This is a genomic window from Archangium violaceum Cb vi76 (genome assembly GCF_000733295.1).
Lineage (GTDB): Bacteria > Myxococcota > Myxococcia > Myxococcales > Myxococcaceae > Archangium > Archangium violaceum.
Genome location: NZ_JPMI01000168.1, coordinates 1 through 19,343 on the forward strand (window position 1 = coordinate 1; position 19,343 = coordinate 19,343).

Annotated in this window: 14 protein-coding genes; 8 read left to right on the plus strand and 6 right to left on the minus strand. The window is 70.4% G+C overall.

Annotated elements, in window-relative coordinates:
- Positions 1 to 1,073 (plus strand): Ig-like domain-containing protein (locus Q664_RS24705; protein ID WP_043400557.1); only part of this gene is annotated, 1,073 nt, incomplete at its 5' end.
- 72 nt (positions 1,074 to 1,145) lie between these two features.
- Here Q664_RS24705 and Q664_RS24710 read toward each other — a convergent pair.
- Positions 1,146 to 2,714 carry a sensor histidine kinase gene (locus Q664_RS24710; protein ID WP_052518622.1) on the minus strand — a complete coding sequence of 523 codons (1,569 nt, stop codon included), beginning with the start codon at positions 2,712 to 2,714 and terminating at the stop codon, positions 1,146 to 1,148.
- 154 nt (positions 2,715 to 2,868) lie between these two features.
- Positions 2,869 to 3,858, minus strand: coding sequence for an endonuclease/exonuclease/phosphatase family protein (locus Q664_RS24715; protein ID WP_043400559.1), 990 nt, complete (start codon positions 3,856 to 3,858; stop codon positions 2,869 to 2,871).
- A gap of 163 nt (positions 3,859 to 4,021) precedes the next feature.
- On the opposite strand from Q664_RS24715, the gene Q664_RS24720 reads away from it, so the two are divergent.
- From Q664_RS24720 to Q664_RS24735, 4 genes are all read left to right on the plus strand, one after another.
- Complete coding sequence (locus tag Q664_RS24720; protein ID WP_043400561.1) at positions 4,022 to 4,567, plus strand: hypothetical protein; 546 nt, start codon at positions 4,022 to 4,024, stop codon at positions 4,565 to 4,567.
- A 50-nt stretch (positions 4,568 to 4,617) separates the two neighbouring features.
- The gene (locus Q664_RS24725) at positions 4,618 to 5,460 is read left to right on the plus strand and encodes an AAA family ATPase (RefSeq protein ID WP_043400564.1); all 843 of its coding nucleotides are present in this window, start codon (positions 4,618 to 4,620) and stop codon (positions 5,458 to 5,460) included.
- A 13-nt stretch (positions 5,461 to 5,473) separates the two neighbouring features.
- Positions 5,474 to 6,682 (plus strand): vWA domain-containing protein, encoded by a 1,209-nt coding sequence (locus Q664_RS24730; RefSeq protein WP_043400568.1) that lies wholly within the window; start codon positions 5,474 to 5,476, stop codon positions 6,680 to 6,682.
- Positions 6,683 to 6,796: 114 nt separating this feature from the next.
- Positions 6,797 to 7,237 (plus strand): organic hydroperoxide resistance protein, encoded by a 441-nt coding sequence (locus Q664_RS24735; protein ID WP_043400570.1) that lies wholly within the window; start codon positions 6,797 to 6,799, stop codon positions 7,235 to 7,237.
- Between the two features lie 117 nt (positions 7,238 to 7,354).
- Here Q664_RS24735 and Q664_RS24740 read toward each other — a convergent pair whose 3' ends face one another.
- Both Q664_RS24740 and Q664_RS24745 read right to left on the minus strand, forming a co-directional pair.
- Positions 7,355 to 7,681 carry a DUF4286 family protein gene (locus Q664_RS24740; protein WP_043400574.1) on the minus strand — a complete coding sequence of 109 codons (327 nt, stop codon included), beginning with the start codon at positions 7,679 to 7,681 and terminating at the stop codon, positions 7,355 to 7,357.
- Entirely contained in the window at positions 7,678 to 8,856 is a 1,179-nt protein-coding gene (locus Q664_RS24745; protein ID WP_326938739.1) for a DUF6068 family protein, read from the minus strand. Before Q664_RS24745 ends, Q664_RS24740 begins: the two co-directional genes overlap by 4 nt.
- Positions 8,857 to 9,039: 183 nt before the next feature.
- On the opposite strand from Q664_RS24745, the gene Q664_RS24750 reads away from it, so the two are divergent.
- A complete protein-coding gene (locus Q664_RS24750; RefSeq protein WP_043400576.1) occupies positions 9,040 to 10,668 on the plus strand; it encodes a sigma 54-interacting transcriptional regulator in 1,629 nt (542 codons plus the stop codon).
- A gap of 254 nt (positions 10,669 to 10,922) precedes the next feature.
- The gene (locus Q664_RS24755) at positions 10,923 to 11,387 is read left to right on the plus strand and encodes a hypothetical protein (RefSeq protein WP_043400580.1); all 465 of its coding nucleotides are present in this window, start codon (positions 10,923 to 10,925) and stop codon (positions 11,385 to 11,387) included.
- Here the strand turns inward: Q664_RS24755 and Q664_RS24760 are convergent.
- Both Q664_RS24760 and Q664_RS24765 read right to left on the minus strand, forming a co-directional pair.
- Positions 11,384 to 15,073, minus strand: coding sequence for a serine/threonine-protein kinase (locus tag Q664_RS24760; protein WP_152622321.1), 3,690 nt, complete (start codon positions 15,071 to 15,073; stop codon positions 11,384 to 11,386). The genes Q664_RS24755 and Q664_RS24760 overlap by 4 nt on opposite strands.
- A 179-nt stretch (positions 15,074 to 15,252) precedes the next feature.
- Positions 15,253 to 16,938, minus strand: a complete 1,686-nt coding sequence (locus Q664_RS24765) for an amidohydrolase (RefSeq protein ID WP_043400583.1) — start codon at positions 16,936 to 16,938, stop codon at positions 15,253 to 15,255.
- 189 nt (positions 16,939 to 17,127) lie between these two features.
- Here Q664_RS24765 and Q664_RS58000 point away from each other — a divergent pair, with 189 nt between their 5' ends.
- Positions 17,128 to 19,269 (plus strand): choice-of-anchor D domain-containing protein, encoded by a 2,142-nt coding sequence (locus Q664_RS58000; RefSeq protein ID WP_160174491.1) that lies wholly within the window; start codon positions 17,128 to 17,130, stop codon positions 19,267 to 19,269.
- Positions 19,270 to 19,343 lie beyond the last annotated feature (74 nt).

The following is a 19,343-nucleotide window of genomic DNA, read 5'->3' on the forward strand; positions in this document are numbered from 1 at the left end:
GCCGGCTGGATGCCGCGCTGACGTTCACTCCCTGCTCGGACCCGGAGACCTTCACGGCCCTGGGTGACGGGGAGCACCGGCTCGAGGTGAGCGCCGTGGACGCGGCGGGCAACATGGACCCGACCCCGGCGGTCTACACCTGGACGGTGGACAGCGCTGCGCCGGACACCACCATCGTGTCGGGCCCGCCCGCGCGTACCAACGCGACGAGCGCGACGTTCGACTTCAGCTCGGAGGCGGGCGCGGCGTTCGAGTGCAGCCTGGACGGTGCCGCCTTCACCGCCTGCGCGGATCCGGAGACCTTCACGGGTCTGGATGAGCGGACCCACACGCTCCAGGTGCGCGCGCGGGATGCCTCGGGCAACGTGGACCCCACGCCGGCCACCTACACCTGGACGGTGGACCTCACCCCGCCCGCGGTGCCCGTCGTCGTGAGCCCGGCGCCCAACAGCGTCGTGGATACCCTCACGCCCGTCATCAGTGGTACGGCGGAGCCAGGCAGCACCGTCACCGTCATCATTGACGGCACCGAGGTGGGCACCGCCACGACGGATGCGTCCGGCAACTGGAGCTACACGCCCACCACGCCGCTGACGCCGGGCGAGCATGAGGTGCAGGTCCGCGCCACGGACGAGGCGGGCAACTTCAGCCCCACCTCCTCCACGCCGAGCCCCTTCACCATCGTGGATGACACCGTGGCGCCGGAGACGAACATCACCTCCGGTCCGTTCGGCACCACCCCGGAGCGCACCGCGACGTTCGAGTTCAGCTCGAACGAGCCGGGTGTCACGTACGAGTGCAGCCTGGACGGTGCCGCCTACACCCCGTGCACCTCCCCGGTGACCTTCACCGACCTGGCCGACGGAGAGCACACCCTGCAGGTGCGCGCCCGCGATGCCGCCGGCAACGTGGATGCCACCCCGGCCACCTGGACGTGGACCGTGGCCGAGGGCGGCGACGTCGCCTTCCTGGGCGATGGCATCGGCTGCTCGGCCACGGGTGGTGACGCCTCGTGGCTGCTGATGGGCCTGGGCACTTTCCTCACGCTGTCCCGCCGCCGCCGCCGGAGCTGAGCGCTCGCGGAGCATGATTCGGGCCGGGCTCGCCTCCCCACGTGGAGGTGGGGCCCGGCCTTTTTCATGGGCTCAGTGCATCGAGTGTGGCGAGCCCGTGCCGGGCCGCGGATCGGGCGGCGTGGGGCTCGCGGCGGACAGCAGCGGAAGGGCCACGTAGAAGGTGGCGCCCCGGCCCACCTCGCTCTCCACCCAGATGCGGCCGCCGTGACGCTCGACGATGTCGCGGCTGATGTAGAGGCCCAGCCCCAGCCCTCCGTAGGACGTGACGGAGACGTTCCGGGCGCGGAAGTAGCGCTCGAAGAGCTGCTCCTGCTGGTCCCGGGGAATGCCAATGCCCTCGTCCGCCACGGACAGCAGCGCGAACTCACCGCGCACGTCCAGCGTCACGCGCACGGTGCTGTCCGCGGGGCTGTACTTGAGCGCGTTCTCCAGCAGGTTGGCGATGACCTGCTCCAGCCGGTACGGGTCTCCCCGGATGCGCACCGCCTCCGCCGGGTGCGAGTAGTCGATGCGGTGCTGGCCGCGCTCGGCGTCCATCGTGGTCAGCGCGCGCTCGACGATGGCGTCCAGCCGGGTGGGCTCGAAGTGCAGCGCGAGCCGGCCCGCCTCGATGCGCGAGGCATCCAGCAGATCATTGATGAGCGCCGCCAGCCGCACCAGGTGCTGGCGCGCGTGGCGCAGCAGGGTGGGATCCACCGGCTCCTTGCGCTCCAACCGGCGCTCCAGGCTGGCCAGCCGCAGCGACAGCGGGGTGAGCGGCGTCTTCAGCTCGTGCGAGGCGATGGTGAGGAAGTCGTCGCGAACGCGGATGGCCTCCTGGGCCTCGCGGAACAGGCGGTTGCGCTCGGCCTCGGCGATCCGCTGTTCGGTGATGTCCTCGACGATGACCACGCCGCCCTCCACCTGGCCGTCCTCTCCGAAGCAGGGCGCGAAGTGGGCGCGCACGGGGGTGAGCTTGTTCGCGGTGACGGAGCGGTACTCTCCCTCGTAGTAGGCGTGGCGTCCGGCGAGCACGTCCCGCACGCAGGAGAGGATGGCCTCGTCCTTGAGGGTGAGCAGGTTGAGCCCGATGAGCACCCGCTTGGAGGAGCCCATGATGCGCACGAAGTAGTCGTTGCACGCGACGATGGTGGGCGCGGTGTCGAAGTGGAAGAGGCCCAGCGGAGCGTTCTCGAAGACGAGCTGGTAGGCGCGCTCCCCGGGGGAGCCCGGCGGCTGCGGTGCGTGCGCGTGCACCACGGAGGACACCCGCTCCAGCGGCTCGTCGGTGTAGTCGGGGAACTCGGGCGTGCGCCGCAGCACCACGGAGATGCGCTCCCCCTCCACTCCCATGGAGGTGCCCACCGTCACCTCCACCTCCAGCTCGGCTTCACCCCGGCGCAGCAGGAAGACGCGCACGGGCCGCCCGCTCAGCGCCCGCCTGCGGCCCAACAGGTAGCGCAGGAAGGAGTGCCCGTCGAAGGAGCGCAGACGCTCGGGAACCAGGCGGGTGAAGGGCTCCCCTCGCAGCTCCTTCAGCGTCCAGCCAAGCAGGCGCTCGGCGGCGGAATTCAGGTAGAGGACGCGCTCGCCGCCGTCGCAGGCCACGAGTGGATCCGCCATGGCGTCCATCAGCTCCCTGAAGTCGTCGCCAGCCATGTTTCCCCTCGGAGAGAGGGTCACCTCCTAGAGCCTACAGGTTGGAGATGGTGGAGCAGACGGGCCGCAGCCCGCGGTTGCCCGGCCGCTGGGCCGGGGTGGGGACGGGGGCAGGCCGGGTGACGTTCCTCTTCCGCGAGGCCAGGCAGTGACTTCACGCCCCGGCGGGCGCGGAGGGCTCGGCGTGCGCGGGGGGCGGCTCGAGCTGGAAGCGCGCGATGAGGGGCATGTGGTCCGACAGGCCGTGGAAGCGGCTGCGCACGTCTCCGAAGGGGCACGTCTCGTCGGCATCCAGCCAGCGCACCCCGCCCCCGGAGAAGATGTGGTCCAGGTGCATGCGCATGTGCATGAAGCCGGCGGTGGGGAAGCCGCGGGGATGCCGTGGATTTATCTGCCCCACCGCCGCCTGGGCGTCGATGAAACAGGCCTCGTCACACAGGTAGTGGAAGACGGGTGAGGCCGGCGGCGAGTTGAAGTCCCCACAGATGAGGAAGGGCTCGCTGTTGGAGCGGGCCCGCACGAGCTGGGCGAGGGCGCGCGCCTCGTGGAGCTGGTTGATGCCGTTGCCCATCTTCTCGCGGGTGGCCCAGAAGGCGCGGGAGAAGGGGGTGGGCAGGCTCAGGTGGGTGTTGAAGATGTGGAAGGGCAGCCCGTCTTCCAGGCGCAGCAGCCGCATGTGGGCGCAGATGCGGCTCTGCTTGCGCTCGCGCAGGGCCCGCACGTGGTGGTGGGTGATGTGGTGGGGCGAGTCCACGTTGTGGGTGTCCACGGCGAGCCGCTGGGTGTTGACGAGGATGGCCAGCCCGGTGGTGTAGAGGGAGAACTCGCCCAGCTTGTAGTGGTGGGCGCGGAAGTAGAAGGCCTCGTAGGGCATGGGGCGGCGCAGGTTGGTGAACGTCTCCTCCATGCGTCCCATGAAGGCCTCCAGCTGCGTCTCGTCGGGGCGGGCGCGCCGGTGGGCCACGTTGCTGCGGAAGGACTGGGTCTCCACCTCCTGCAGGCAGATGATGTCCGGCAGGGGATTCAACGCGGCCAACGCCGCGGCGACCCGCCGCTTGGGTCCCAGCGTGCTGGCGAGCCCGCGCAGGGCATGTCCGAAGTAGCGGACGTTGTAGCTGACGATGCGTATGGGCGTAGGGGCCATGCTCGCTCGAAGTTACGGACGCTCCGCTCCCAGCGGGAGCCACCCTGGACCTTGCGCATCCCCCTCGGCTCCGGATACTCCGCTGCCACCGGGGTTGCTCGGCTGCCCCGGAAGCATACGGACCGCCCACTGGCCGGCAGTGGGCCTGGAGAGAAAGACGACCATGAATCTGCGTTCGACGCTGTACACCGTGGCCGCCGTGATGACGGTGGGTGTGATGGGTTGTGGTGAGCAGCCGCGGTACTACCGGGTGTCCATCGACCGCACCGCCCTGGGTAGCATGCCCGGCTCCTGCTACGGCTCTGGCACCGCGCCGACCCCCAACGACCGGACGAGCAACACCGTGGAGGTCGAGCAGTGGGTCCTCTGGGACGGAGTCGAGGGCGGGCAGTACCTGGAGGTGAGCGACATCAACTATCCGCTGGGGGATGCCCGGGTGGACATCGATGTGAGCGGCGCCATCGTGAGCACCGAGGCGGACAAGCCGACCTTCACCACCGAGCGGCTGCAGACCGGCCCGAACCGCTCCTCGCGCGCCACCTATACCCTCGACAAGGCGGGGGAGACCCTGGAGGGGACGATCGCGCTGAGCTACGAGTGCACCGGGGCCACCGGGTGCCCCGTGGCCAACTGCAGCGCCTCGCTGCCCTTCGTGGGCCGCCGCGTGAGCGCCGAGTCGATGATCGTGGTGAACAACGGCGCCAACTAGCGGGCAGGCAGGCGCCGGAGGCGGGTCGGTGTTAAAGGAGGGGACACGCCATGACGTCCTCTCCTTCTCGATTCCGCGGAACCGATTCCTACCTCTCCAGCGAGGGCCTCCAGGCCGCCGTCAACTGCGCGCTGACGCTCCAGCGTCCGCTGCTGGTGCGCGGTGAGCCTGGCACGGGCAAGACGTTGCTGGCCGAGGCCGTTGCCGAGAGCCTTGGTCAGCGCCTGCTCACCTGGCACGTGAAGAGCACCACGCGCGCCCAGGACGGCCTGTACGTCTACGACACCGTGCAGCGCCTGTACGACTCGCGCTTCGGCGAGGGCGACGTGCGCGACATCCGCCGCTACATCCGCATGGGCCCGCTGGGCGAGTCCTTCGCCTCGAAGGAGCGCGTGGTGCTGCTCATCGACGAGGTGGACAAGGCGGACGTGGAGTTCCCCAACGACCTGCTCCACGAGTTGGATCGGATGCGCTTCCGCATCTCGGAGACGAACGAGGACGTGGTGGCCGCGCACCGCCCGGTGGTCATCATCACCAGCAACAACGAGAAGGAGCTGCCGGACGCCTTCCTGCGCCGGTGCGTCTTCCACTTCATCGACTTCCCGGACCAGGAGCTGATGCGGCGCATCGTCGGGGTGCACCACCCGGGGCTGGACGAGTCGCTGACGGAGCAGGCCCTGAAGGTCTTCTACGAGCTGCGCAACTTCACGCGGCTGCGCAAGCGCCCGTCCACGAGCGAGCTGGTGGATTGGATCGCCGTGCTCAAGGCCAACGGTGTGACGAACGTGAAGCTGGACGACAACCTGCCCTTCCTGGGCGCGCTGCTGAAGCGTGAGCAGGACCTGATGGCGGTGGCGGAGGCCTTCGGGCGGGGCCGCCGGACGAAGGCCTGAGCGGAGGCGAGCCATGTTCCTGCCCTTCCTCTACGAGTTGCGGCGGCGCGGGGTGCCGGTGGGCGCACAGGAGGCGGTCGCGCTGGCGGGGGCGCTGAAGGCGGGGCTGCACGACAGCTCGCTGGATGGCTTCTACCACGTGGCGCGGGCGCTGCTGGTGCACGCGGAGACGCACCTGGATGCCTTTGATCAAGCCTTCCTGGCGCACTTCAAGGGCATGGAGGGCGCGGGGCAGCAGCTGAAGGACGAGCTGCTGGAGTGGTTGAAGGAGGCGCGCGAGCGGCGGGAGCTCACCCCGGAGGAGCGGGCGCTGCTGGAGCACTTCGACGTGGAGGAGCTGGAGAAGCTCTTCCAGCAGCGGTTGGAGGAGCAGACCGAGCGGCACGACGGTGGGAAGAAGTGGATTGGGACGGGGGGCGCGTCGCCCTTCGGGCACTCGGGGAATCCGCGCGAGGGTTTCCGGGTGGGAGGCGAGGGGGCCGAGGGCGGTGGTGGCCGCATGGCGATGAAGATCGCCGGGGCGCGCCGGTATCAGGGGTACCGGGGCGACGTGGTGCTGGACACGCGGCAGATGGCGGTGGCGTTGCGCAAGCTGCGGGCCTTCGCGCGCGAGGGCGTGGCGGACGAGCTGGACGTGGAGGGCAGCATCGCGGCCACGGCGAAGAACGCGGGCGAGCTGGAGGTGGTGACGCGCCCGCCGCGCCGGCCGAACACGCGCGTGGTGCTGCTGATGGACGTGGGCGGCTCCATGGACCCGTACGCGCACCTGGTGAGCCGGCTCTTCTCGGTGGCGAAGCAGGCCACGCACTTCAAGGAGCTGCGCACGTACTACTTCCACAACTGCGTCTACGGGCGCGTGTTCGACTCGCCGTACCTGGTGGGCGGCATCAGCGTGCCGGACCTGCTGGCGCAGGTGGGGCGGCACCACAAGCTGGTGGTGGTGGGAGACGCGCTGATGGCGCCGTACGAGCTGACGATGCGGACGAACTCGGAGGGCCGGTACGACCCGACGGAGGGCAAGGAGGGGTTGGTGTGGCTGATGGAGCTGGCGCGGCACTTCGAGCGCAGCGCCTGGCTCAACCCGGAGCCTCCGCAGACGTGGCGGGGCAACACCATCCAGGCGGTGAAGAACGTCTTCGACATGTTCCCGCTGACGCTGGAGGGCCTGGGTGAAGCGGTGGCGCACCTGACGAAGGGCCGCATGGTGCGCGGTCGCCGGTGAAGTGAAATGCTCCCGACACTGAGGCGCCGGGGCTTCTCCAGAACACCATGCGGGTGGGGGGCGAGCGGGTTAGAAGGGCCGCTCACCTCGCAGTCCACTCTGGAGGAGTCTCCCATGGCCCCTGTCGCCATCCAGCCGCTCTACACCGCCACCGCCACCTCGCACGGGGGCCGCAACGGCCGCGTCCGCTCGGACAATGGGACGATCGACATGCCGCTCACGATGCCCAAGGCGCTGGGGGGCTCGGAGGCCGATGGCTCCACCAACCCCGAGCAGCTCTTCGCGTCGGGTTACTCCGCGTGCTTCGAGGGCGCGCTGCGGCTGGTGGCCGGGAAGATGAAGAAGCAGCTCAAGGACGCGCACATCACGGCGAAGGTGACCATCGGCAAGACGCCGGAGGGTGGCTTCGGTCTGGCGGTGGCGCTGCACGGCAAGCTCGAGGGCATCTCCCAGGCCGAGGCGGATGAGTTGATGCACGCCGCGCACAAGGTGTGCCCGTACTCGCTGGCCACCCAGGGCAACATCGAGGTGAAGCTCTCGTCCGAGGTGGCCTGAGTCCACCTCCTCTCCCTCTCCCACCGGGAGAGGGGTCGGGGGTGAGGGTGCCACGCATCCCGGGTTGATGCCCCGTGCTCATCATGGCGTGCTCCTGGTTCCCCTGTGGGGGACTGTTCACGACCCGAAGCTGACCACCTCGGTGAGCACGGCGCGCGAGGGCCGTGTCACATAGCCGAAGTGCTTGTCCGATTCGGCGCGCAGGTGCTTCGCGGCGTCGCTGGCCACGTAGCGCTCCACGGCCTCCAGGCTCGTCAGCTCGTAGTGGCACACGTAGCGCACCCAGCCGTCCGCGGCGTTGGCGGTGTCCTTCCACTTGCGGCAGCGCAGGAAGCCGGGCTGGCGCAGCACCTCGGGGACGTGGATGTCCTCGTGCCAGCGGTTCCACGCCTCCTCGGACCCGGGGGCGACCTCGATGGTGACGGAGTAGAGGGCCGTCTTCATTTCCGACCTCCGGGGAGCCAGGTGCCCCAGCGGACGAGCCGCGTGCTGCCCTCGGGCTCGCGCTTGCCGCCCGCGCCCACCCGCTCGGTGCTCTCGGTGAGCGTCTGGAAGCGCGCTTCGTAGGGCAGGCCCGTCAGCGCGGGCGCCCACGGGTCGGCCGCGTACGTCTCCGAGTAGATGCGCTGCGTGCCCTCCTCGTTCGAGGTGCGCTGCACGGTGAGGGCGGGCACGTCGTGGTCCTCCACGGTGAAGGCTCCACGGGTGGCCGTCGTGGCGGCCCCGGTCGGAGGCCACTCCCCGGTGCTCAGCACGTCCATGGGCAGGTTCAGCAGTGCCTCCTCGAGGGGCCGCGGCTCGGCCTGGGAGAAGTCGGAGCAGGGCGGGGCGTTGGCGTCGACGGGGCCCTCGGCGCGCAGGAGGAAGCCGCGCTCGGCGGCGAAGCACACGCGCTGCACGCTGGGCGAGGGGCCCACTTCCACGCGCCGGTCATAGTACGCGCCGGGGCCCAGGGGCCGCTCCAGCGCGGGTGGCGTGGCGGTGGCTCCGGCCGTGCCCTCGCGCACCTCGAGCACCCGGAGCTGGTAGTTGCCCACGGCACCGAAGCCGGACAGCGTGGTGTTCGACTCGAGCAGGCCGCGCGTCAGGTAGAGCGGGCCCGGCTGGACGGCGTACACGCTGGTGCGCAGCGGGCCATCCGCGGGGCGCAGATCGTTCACGTAGCGCATGGCCTCCCAGGTGCGGCCGGCGGCGGAGGCGTTCTCCGCGGTGGCCTGGCCTTGCTGGGGCACGTCCAGCGTGCGCGTGGTGTCCGCGCGCACGGGGACGAGCAGCTCCTTCGACAGCCGCGTCCGTGCCAGGGGCAGGCCGGCCTCGTCGGTGACGGACACGCGCAGCCACACCCAGGGCTGTTGCACGGCCACTACCTCCACGGCCACCTGTCCCGCGAGCGTGCGCGCACTGTCACCCGCTCCCTGGCTGGCGGAGAAGGCGTAGGAAACGCGGTCACCCACGCGGGCGCGCTGCCAGGAGGAGGTGTCACTCTTCGCGGGGGAGGGATTCCGGGCCTGCGTGTCGGAAGGCGAAGGGCCGCTCGCTTTCGTGCTCTCGCAGCCGGGGAGGAAGGTCAGGGCCGCGCCCAGCATCGCGGCGGCCAGGGGAAGGGGAGGGTGGCGCATGGGCATGTGTGACTTGATACACCGGGAGTGGAGCCGCTCCCCATCATTCATAAGGGGCTCCAACCATGCCGTGGCTGCTCCCCTCCCCGTAGCGCTCGCCGCTGGACGTCTCCCGCACGGCTCCGGACGTTGCTCCACCGGGGCCCCTCGGCGGAGAGCAGCGGCGGTGTACATTTGCAGGCCATGCGTGAAGCGCTGCTCGATGATGTCAGTACGGTCTCCCTGCCGAAACGGGGCGCTGGCGAGCGGGCCCTTCGGCTCGTTCCGGTGCTGACCCTCATCTCCCATCCCTCCACCCAGCGGGTGGGTGAGCGGCTCCTGCTGGAGGAACTGCTCGCCGGCAAGAACGTCGCGCTCTCCCGGAAGGCGCCGGACTTCCTGCGGCCCGGCCAGACGCGGGGCGCGCCCCTGGCGGATCCCTGCCTGAGCCGCAAGCCCATCGTCTTCGCGCCCGGCGAAGGCGGCCGGGTGCGGCTGCTCGTCGAGGAGGGCGGCACCCAGGTGGTGGCGGGCGAGCCCATCCGGGGCGGCCGGGAGTTCGGCACCGAGGAGCTGGCCGCGGGCATTCCCCTCGAGCTCGCCGAGCGCGTGGTGCTGTTGCTGCACCTGGCGGAGCCCGACTCGGGGGACGCCCAGGACACGCTGGGGATGGTGGGGCAGAGCCCGGGCATCCGGCGGGTGCGCCGGCACATCGCCCAGGTGGCGGACCTGAAGGTGCCGGTGCTCATCCGCGGCGAGACGGGCACGGGCAAGGAGCTGGTGGCCCAGGCCATCCACCAGCACAGCCGCCGCCGGGCCGCTCGCTTCATCGGCGTGAACCTGGGCGCCATCCCCAAGGAGCTGGCGGAGGCCGAGCTCTTCGGTGCGAAGAAGGGCGCGCATTCGACCGCCATCAAGGACAGTGACGGCTACTTCGGCGCGGCCCAGGGCGGCACCCTGTTCCTCGACGAGGTGGGCGAGGCGCCCCCCGCGGTGCAGGTGAAGCTGCTGCGCGTGCTGGAGAAGGAGGAGATGTTCCCGGTGGGGTCGAGCATCCCCATCCCCACGGACGTGCGCCTCGTGGCCGCCACGGACGCCAACCTCGAGGAGCGGATCCGCGAGGGCCACTTCAAGGCGCCGCTGATGCACCGGCTGGCCGGCTATGACATCCGCCTGCCACCGCTGCGCGAGCGCCGCGAGGACATCGGCCTGCTCTTCTTCCACTTCGCCCGCGAGGAGATGGAGGCGCTCGGCGAGGCCTGGCGTCTGGAGCCCGAGGACCCCTACGCCGAGCCGTGGTTGCCGGCGTCGCTGGCGGCCCGGCTCGTGCGCTACTCCTGGCCCGGCAACATCCGCCAGCTGCGCAACCTGACGCGCCAGCTCGTCATCGCCAGCCGCGGTCAGCCGCACCTGCGCGTGGATCCCCAGCTCGAGAAGGAGCTGGGCCCGGCCGCGACTCCTTCCGGACGGCCCCTGCGCCTGGGGGTGGACTCGGATCCCCAGGCCACGCCCGCGCCCAAGGCCGTGACGGAGCCCAGGGTCGTGCTTCGCCGCAAGCCCTCGGACATCACCGAGCAGGAGCTGCTCGCGGTGCTGCGCGCGCAGGCGTGGGACCTCAAGAAGGCCGCGGACCAGTTGGGCATCCCCCGGCCCTCCATCTACGATCTCATCGACAAGAGCCCCAACATCCGCACGGCGGGAGACCTCTCTCCGGAGGAGATCACCCGGTGCTACCGCGAGTGCCAGGGCGACCTGGAGGCCATGGTGCAGCGCCTGGAGGTCTCCAAGCGGGCGCTGCGCCGCCGTATCAATGAACTGGGGCTCGACGCGTAGCCGCCGACACGTCGAGCGCCCGGGGCGCCCCTCCACCCGACGCCGCTCGACATGTCGAGCCCTTCCCCCCACCCCCGTATTCGAGAGAGACCGGCCGGGAAATCGGGCCTTGGCCTTTTCGCGGGACGGCACGCCCGTTGCTCAAGCCTGTCGGCATCCGAGACCGGGAGGAGCCGGGCGGCAAGGGGGGCGGCTCCTCCTGGACCTCGGAGGTTTCGAGTCTCAGCTAGGTTTGGCTCCTGGAGGGGGAAACCATGTCGCAGCACGAGATGATGAAGAGTGGTGGCAGCAATCGGCGCGAGGCCAGGAAGGGGTCGGCGTTCAAGACACCGGACAACTGCCCGTGCGTCGAGCGGTTCAAGATGCGCGTGGTGTTCAAGGTGCAGGACGCCCTCAGGCCGATGCTTCCTCCGTGCACGGACGAGAACGGCAATGAGACGGAGTGCCCCACGCTCGTGCCGGTCTTCTCCGTGGAGGGAGCGGCTTCCCAGGCTCCGGGCCACTGCCCGTGCCTCGAGCGCCTCAAGATGCGTGTGCTGCTCGAGGCGGACTCCAGCGGGGCCATGGGTCTCAAGTGCGTGGACGAGAACGGCAATGAGACGGAGTGCCCGACGGGAATCGTACCGGTGAGCCCCGTGGAGGGGACGGTCTCCCTGGCGGGCTCCGTGTGGTGCCCTTGCCTCACGCATGCCTGGGGACTGGCGCCGAAGCGTGGCTAACGCCAGGACGCGGGCACTCGTTTTCTCATGCCCTGGAGGTGACGCTCCCACTTGCGCTGGAGGGAGGAATTCTTCTCCAGCGTCTGGTTGAGCTCCTCCCAGGCCCGGAGCGCGCGCCGCTGCTGCTCGGGTGAGTCGGAGTCCTTCTCCGCGAGGACGAAGAACGCACGCAGCACCCTGGCTTCCTGCCACTCGGGGCGCTCGAGCAACAGCTTCTCCGCGACCGCGAGTCCCTCGGCCAGGAGCTGGCTGGCCTCCTGGCTCCGTCCTTGTTTCCAGGAGGCCCACTCCCAATCGAGGTGACCGAGGGCCCGCCGCAGCTCCTGGTTCTCGGGGTCGGTGTCGATGGCCGCGCGCAGGACGTCCCGCGCGCGCTGGAAGTCCGCGTCCGGGGCCAGTCCCCGACGTGCCTGGGTGAGGGCGCGGACCATCAGGAGCCGGCCGTGCTGCAACGCGACGTAGCCGTCATGGGCGTTGAGCCCGAGGGCCGTGTCGAGCTCCTTCAGCCCCCGCGCCAGGCTCGGGTCCGGGTTGCCTCCGTGCTCCAACTCGAACGCCGCCTGGGTGGAGTGGAGCCAGGCCAGGTTGGCCCAGGGGAGGTGGCGCTTGGGCTCCATGCTGGCGGCTTCCAGCAGGACCTTCTCGGCCGCGCGCACGCTCGGCTCCGGGTTCTTGCCCTGGAGCCCCAGGTACTCCGCGTGCAGGCCCCGGAGGACGCCCAGGCTGCTGCGGGAGAAGTAGTGCCGCGGCCAGGCGATGAGGGCCCGTCCGAGAAGCGCCTCGGCCTCCTCGAACAGGGGGCGGGGATCTCCTCCACGCTCGAGCTCTTCCCGGGCCAGCTCGGTCAGGGCCTGGCCCTCGTTGTAGCGGAAGAGCGAGGACTCGGGGTTGATGTCGCCGCCCAGCCGGAACAGCGCGCGGGCCTCGAGATACTCGGGCCGGGGATCTCCGCCCCTCTTCCTGAGCCTCGACGCCAGCGTCCTGTGGACGAGCGCCTCATGAAAGTAGAGCACGGCGTAGTGGGGATTGACGGCCCGTGCTTCCTCGAGGAGCCGCCTGGCCTGCTCCAGGTCTCCTCGCGGATCCACGCAGTGGCGGCTCACGGCCCTCCTGAAATACGCGGTGGCGAGGCCGAGCCGCGCGCTCATCTGGCTCGGGTCCATCTTGAAGGCCGTGTGATAGGCCTCGATGGCCTTGCTCGCGGGGGTCAGGTCGTCCGCGCCCGGTGAAGCCTGGGCCTCGTGGTCCGCCCAGGTCTTGTAGATACGGCCGCGCAGCAGGTGGAACGCGGGGTCCTGATGCTCGGGGGCAATGCGCTCGAGGGCCGTGATGGCCTCGCGGAGCTTCTCGCGCGGATCCTCCTTGTGGTCATAGAGGCTCTTGGACACCTGCCAGAGGACCCATCCCAGCTCGAGCTTCGCCTCCGGCCTCTCGGGCTCGAGCATGCTGGCGGCCTTGATGGTTCCGAGTGCCCGGTCCAGGAGCCGCCGCGCTTCCGCCCAGGGGAGGTTCGTGTCGCCGGCGAGGAGGAGGTGGAAGCGCGCCTCCAGGAGCTTGGACGCGTAGGCGCGGTCGGGCGCGACCTCGATGGCGCGTGACACCGCCTGGAGTCCTTGTTCGTACAGGGACCCGAGCTCCTTGCCATGGCTGGAGAGCTCCATCTCCAGCCAGTCGCGCTCGAGCCGAGCCCTGGCGAGATGGAGGTCGGGATCTCCGCGGCCGATCTCCGCGGCCCGCGCATAGGAGAGGCGGCCCTCGACGAAGGCGGCCCGGGCCCGCTCGTATTCGCCCAGCTTCCAGTGCCGGGAGGCCAGCGTCAGGAGGATGTCTCCGCGCAGCCGGGAGGCCGCGTAGAACCCGGGGGGGCCTTCGCCCAGGTCTTTCAGCTGGCTCAGGGCGTCCTCGAGCCGCCCCTCGTGCCAGGCGATGAGCGCCCCCACGTATTCGCGCGGCACGGAATCATCCAGGCCCTTCAGCTCCTTCAGCTCCTGGAGCTTCTCGAGCGCCGGCTCGCGCAACCGTTGCTCGAGCTCCCGTCGCCGTGCCGCGAGCCATTCGTCCGCGGGGAGCTCACCGGGTTCCGGCTCCTTGCCGAGGCGTTGCCGGTATTGGCGCTGCACCTCCAGGAGCTCCTCCTGGTGGAGCTGTCCCAGCACCAGGCCCAGGAAATAGGCCACCTCGGGCCGGCGGTAGCCCTGGTTCCACGCGGTCTCCAGGTGCTCGCGGGCCTTCGCCTTGTCCCCGAGCGCCAGGTGGCCTCGTCCCAGGGCATGGTGACCGGGTCCCTGGCCCGGGCCGCCAGCCTCGTGCATCCAGGATTCCAACTCGCGCATCTTCTCGCGGAGCCGCTCGCGGTCCCGGAGGGTGTCGCGCGGCGGCGAGAGATGGGCATGGAGCACGTAGTTCTCGATGTCCTTCACCCAGGCGGTGTAGCGGCTGGCCAGCTCCTCGCGCCGGGCGCTCTCGTGACGGATGCGCAGGGCATCGCCCAGGGCGAGCGCGACCAGGGCGAGCGCCACCCCACCCGTGGTGACGGCGGCCCGGTGCCGGCGGGCCTTCTTGCGCAGGCGGGACCAGGGTCCGGCGGGGCGTGCGTGGACCGGCTCGCCATTGAGGAACCGGTCCAGGTCCTCGGCCAGGGCGCGCGCCGAGTCGTAGCGGGCCGAGCGCTCCTTTTCCAGGCACTTGAGGACGATGGCCTCCAGGTCCACCGGGATGTCCTTGTCGAGCGCGCGCGGCGGCCGGGGCTCCACGAGGGGGATGTTGCTGAGCACTTCCAGGTGGTTGCTGCCGTGGACGGGATAGGTGCCCGTCAGCAGGTGGTAGAGCGTGGCGCCCAGGCTGTACACGTCCGCGCGCCTGTCCAGCCGTGTCACCTCGCCGCGGGCCTGCTCGGGCGCCATGTAGTGGGGCGTGCCCAGCACCGAACCCGAGGCCGTCACCCCCTCCTTCCAGTCGCGCGCCAGCCCGAAGTCCATGACGTAGCACTTGAGGCCGCCATCCTGGGGGCGCTCCACCATGATGTTGGAGGGCTTGAGGTCCCGGTGGATGAGGCCGACGCGGTGGGCCGCGTGCACTCCCTCGGCGGCGTCCCGGAGCACCATCGCCTTCTGCTCGGGGGAGAGCTTCCCGGCGAGCTGGTTCAACGGCAGCCCGTCGATGTACTGCATGGCGATGAAGGTCTTCCCCTGGACCTCGCCGACCTCGTACACCTGACACACGCGCTCGTGCACCACGCGCGCCTGGGCCCGGGCCTCGAAGACGAAGCGGCGCGCGGCGTCGGGGTCGTCGTCGCGGACGAACTTCAGGGCGACGTCCCGGCGCAGCCGGGGATCATGCGCGAGGAAGACCCGGCCCATGCCGCCCTGGCCGATCAGGCGCATGAACTGATAGCGCTCCCAGCCGGGCACCGGGAAGTCCGTGGTCTGCGGGGCGAGGACCTTGTGCGAGGGATTCCGTACCGTGACGGTGTCGTCCGACGGCGTCATCGGGGTCCGGGTCTGCTCCTGGGACTCCTTGCGCAGCGAGACGAGGGAGTCCTCGGAGAGCCGTCCCCGCTCCACGAGCAACTCCAACGGATCTCGTCCCAGGCGGAGCGCCTCCTCGCGCAGGACCTCCGCCTCTTCCCGGGAGAGGAGGCCCTCGGCCACGGCCATGCGCAGCTCCGAGTCGAACGCTTTGCTCACGAGAGTCCCCCAGGGATGAGAGAGCATCTTACGACCCCCTTCGCGCGGATGAAGCGTCCTGGCTCCAGCAAGGGGTACGCCAGTGCCCGGTTCACCGGGAGTGGGGCCTCACGAGGCGGGTTCCGACGTGTCGAAAGCCCTCCTCGACACGTCGGAACGGGGGCGTCGATGCCGGGGGCTCAGCGGGCCGAATGGACCTCGGCGCCGGCCACCACGGTGAGCTTCACCTCGGCGGTGAGCAGCTGCTCCGGAGGCGCCTCGACCGGATCCACCGAGAGCGCCACGAAGTCCGCGTCCATGCCCGGCTTCAGCCGGCCCCGCTCGTTCTCCGCGAACGCCGCCTGGGCCGCGCCCACCGTGAAGCCCTCCAGGGCCTCCTCGCCGCTCAGCCGCTGCATGGGGTACCACCCGTTGAGGGGCTGGCCCTCGGCGTCCTGCCGCGTGCGCGCCGCGTACAGCCCCAGCAGCACGTCCGGACGCTCCACCGGGAAGTCACTGCCGAACGCCAGCAGCGTCCCCGCCTTCTTCAGCTCGCGCCACGCGTACGCGCCCTGGATGCGCTCCGGCCCCACGCGTGTCTCCGCCCACGGCATGTCGCTCGTCGCGTGCGTGGGCTGCATGCTCGCCACGAAGCCACTCTTCCCCATCCGGACGATGTCCTCCAGCCGCAGGATCTGCGCGTGCTCCACCCGGTGCCGCAGGTGGCGCGTCCCCGTGGCCTCCGCCTGGCGCAGCAGCGTCTCCAGCACCAGCGTGTTCGCCCGGTCTCCAATCGCGTGCGTGGCCACCTGGAAACCGCGCTCCATGAAGGCCTTCACCCGCGCCTCGTACTCCTCGGGCGAGAGCAGCAGCAGCCCCCGGTGGGACGGCTCGTCGCTGTACGGCGCGTGCAGCGCCGCGCCCCGGCTCCCCAGCGCCCCGTCCAGGCTCAGCTTCACCGCGCGCAGCGTCAGCATCCGGCCCTGGAAGGGGCCCTCGCGCAGGTACGTCTCGCGGTCCGCTCCCTGGCCATCCGCCATCACGTAGACCCGCAGGGGCAGCCGGCCCTCCTTGTCCCAGCGCTGCATCAGCCGGAAGGTGCGCAGATCCATGCCCGCGTCGTGCACGCTCGTCAGCCCCACCTGGGCACAGCGCGCGAGCGCCGCGGCGAGCCGCGCCTCGTGCTGCGCCTCCGTGGGGGACGGCAGCACCGCGTTCACCAGGTCCATCGCGTTGTCCACGAGGATGCCCGTGGGCTCACCGTTCGCGTCGCGCAGGATGCGGCCTCCCGCCGGGTCCGGTGTGTCCTTCGTAATCTTCGCGCGCCGCAGGGCCTCGCCATTCACCCAGAGCGCGTGACCGTCGACGCGCTCGAGCGCCACGGGCGTCTTCGGCAGCTTCGCGTCCAGCTCCGCCCGGCCGGGGAAGCTCTTCTCCGGCCAGTCGTTCTGATCCCACCCGCGGCCGATCAGCCAGTCCCCCTGCCAGGCGGTGGCGGGAGCGGAGGCCACGCGAGACAGCACCTCGTCCCGCGTGGCCGTGCTCTCCAGTTGCACCCCGGCCAGGCCCGCGCCGAGCCCCGCGAGGTGCCCGTGCGCGTCCGTCAGGCCGGGCACCACCGTGGCCTCTCCCAGGTCCACCACGCGCGCGTCCGCTCCCGCCGAGGCGAGCACCTCGTCCCGGGTGCCCACCGCGAGCACCTTCCCCGCGCGCACGGAGAGTGCTTCGGCCATGGGGCGCTCCGCATCGAGCGTCCGCACGCGCCGCGCGACATACACGGTGGTGGAAGAGGAGGAGGTTGGCTGAGCCTCGGGAGCATGCCGGGCACAACCGGCCGAGCACGCGAAGAGGAGCACCGCGCCGAGGAGAGACTTCATTCCGTGCATTGCACACCTTTCGGACTGCCCCGGTTGCCGGGGTGGGTGGGGCCACACTCTGGCGCACTCTCGTGCGCGTGGGAATGCGTGGGCAGGCTTTTGGCGGAGGCCTCGATCCCTCCTAACGTCTGGTGTGAAGCTGCGATTCACTCACAAGGGGGAAGGTTCGTGCTTCGGCTCCATTCATTGGCAATCTTGGTGTCTCTCGGTCTGCTGACCGCCTGTTCTTCTCCGGCGGCGGAGGACGTGTCGCCACAACCCTCGTCACACGCGTTGCAGCGGGCACCGCTCCCTCTGGCGCCCACCGTCCAGGTCTTTCCCAGCAGCCTCGACTTCGGTGCGCAGGGGGTGGGGACCACCAGCGCGCCCCTGCAGGTGACGGTGCGTAACACCGGCACCGAGGACCTGTTCCTCGGCGACGTCGTCACCACCGGGCCCTTCGAGGTGTCACCGGTGGGGCCCTTCACTGTGGCGCCGGATGCCTTCCAGGAACTCTCGGTGGTGTTCCGTCCCACCAGCGCAGGGAGCAGCACGGGCACCCTCGCCTTCACCAGCAATGACCCGGTCAATGCTCGCGTGACGGTCTTTCTCTCTGGCCAGGGGGTGACGCCCGTCGAGGTGAGCCCCACCTCGCTCGATTTCGGAGAGCAGCTCGTGGGCACCACCAGCGCGGCCAGGCGGGTGACGCTCCGCAACACCGGCAGCGCGAGTGTCACCGTCACCAGCATCTCCATCACCACGCCCTTCGCCGTGTCGTCTCCTTCCTCTCCCTTCATCCTGGCTCCAGGTGCCTCCCAGGAGGTCTCCATGACGTTCGGGCCCATCACACCGGGCAGCGTCTCGGGCACGCTCACCTTGAGCACCGACTCGGCCACGTCGCCGAGCCTCTCTGTTCCCCTGGCCGGTAGGGGCGTGAGGCCCACCATCGCGGTGAGCCCCACCTCGCTCGACTTCGGAGCGCAGCTCGTGGGCACCACCAGCGCGGCCAGGCGGGTGACGGTGCGCAACACCGGCACCGGGGTCCTCACCCTCACCAGCGTCACTCTCTCCAGTGCGGCCTTCTCCGCCTCGCCCACGTCGGTTCCCCTCTCCGTGGAGCCAGGAGCCACCCGGGAGATCTCGGTGACGTTCAATCCCACCACCGAAAGCTCCTTCACGGGGACGCTCACCCTGGCCTCCAATGACCCGGATGCTCCGAACGTCTCCATTCCACTCTCCGGCTCCGGGGTGAGGCCCGAGCTGGACATCTCTTCGACCCGTCTCGACTTCGGCGCGTCCAACGTGGGCGCGAGCGCTATCCTGCGGGAGCTCCGCTTCCACAACCCGGGCGGCACGGAGATGGCCATTTCCTCGCTCTCCTTCTCGGGAGCGGCCGCGCTCGACTTCGGCATCGACCCGCCGGTCTCCTTCCCGGTGGCGGTCTCCCCTGGTTCCACCGTCACCCTCACCCTGAGCTTCGTTCCTCGAGCGGTGGGTGCACGCGAGGCCCGGGCCACCTTCGGCCTCGAAGGCTCGGCCCAGGACTCCGTGGAGGTGGCGCTCGTGGGTGAAGGCACCTCGCCGCTGGTGGCGGTGACGCCTGGCCGGTTGGACTTCGGTACCTGGCGGTTGGGGGACACCGTCGCGCCGCTTGCCCTCCGGTTGCAGAACACGGGAACGGGTCCGCTCACAGTTCATCGTGTGGAGCTGGGCGGAGCGGATGCGGCCCGGTTCTTGGTGTCTCCCCTCTCGCTGCTCCTCACCCTGGCACCGGGTGCGTTCATGGAGCTCTCCGTGACGCCGACCCCGGAAGAGGTGCGGACCCTCTCGGCCACGCTGGTAGTGGTGTCGGATGACGCGTCTCAGCCCCGCGTGGAGGTGCCTCTCGCGGGCAAGGTGGTGGGCAGCGCCTTGTCCGTCGAGCCCACGAGCTGGGACTTCGGTGAGGTGGAGGCGGGAACGCGGAGCGAGCCGCGGACCTTCACCGTCACCAATGTGAGCTCGACTCCCAGGACGGTGGAGCGCGTGCAGTCGACGAGCGCCGCCTTCGAGGTGGAAGGGCTCCAGGGCACCACCCTCGAACCGGGCGCGGGCGCTACCTTCCGCGTTCTCTTCCATCCGGAGGAGGCGGGCGCGGCCAGCGGCGAGGTGCGTTTGATGCTCCAGGGGGAGAGCACCCCCGATGCGGTGCTGGCGGTGAATGGCACGGGCAGCACCCAGCCGGTCTCGGTCCCCGGGTCCGGGTGCTCGTGCAACAGCGGTGGTGGCACCGGCATGGCGGCGAGCCTGGCCCTGCTGGCCCTCCTGGTGCTGAGCGGACGCCGTACCCGCGGAGCCGGCGTCACGAACTCCTGGCGGTAGAAAAAGGAGAGGGCCCCGGACCCGGCGAGTGGCTCGCCAGCCCGGGGCCCCTGTTCATCGAGGCCGTTCAGCCT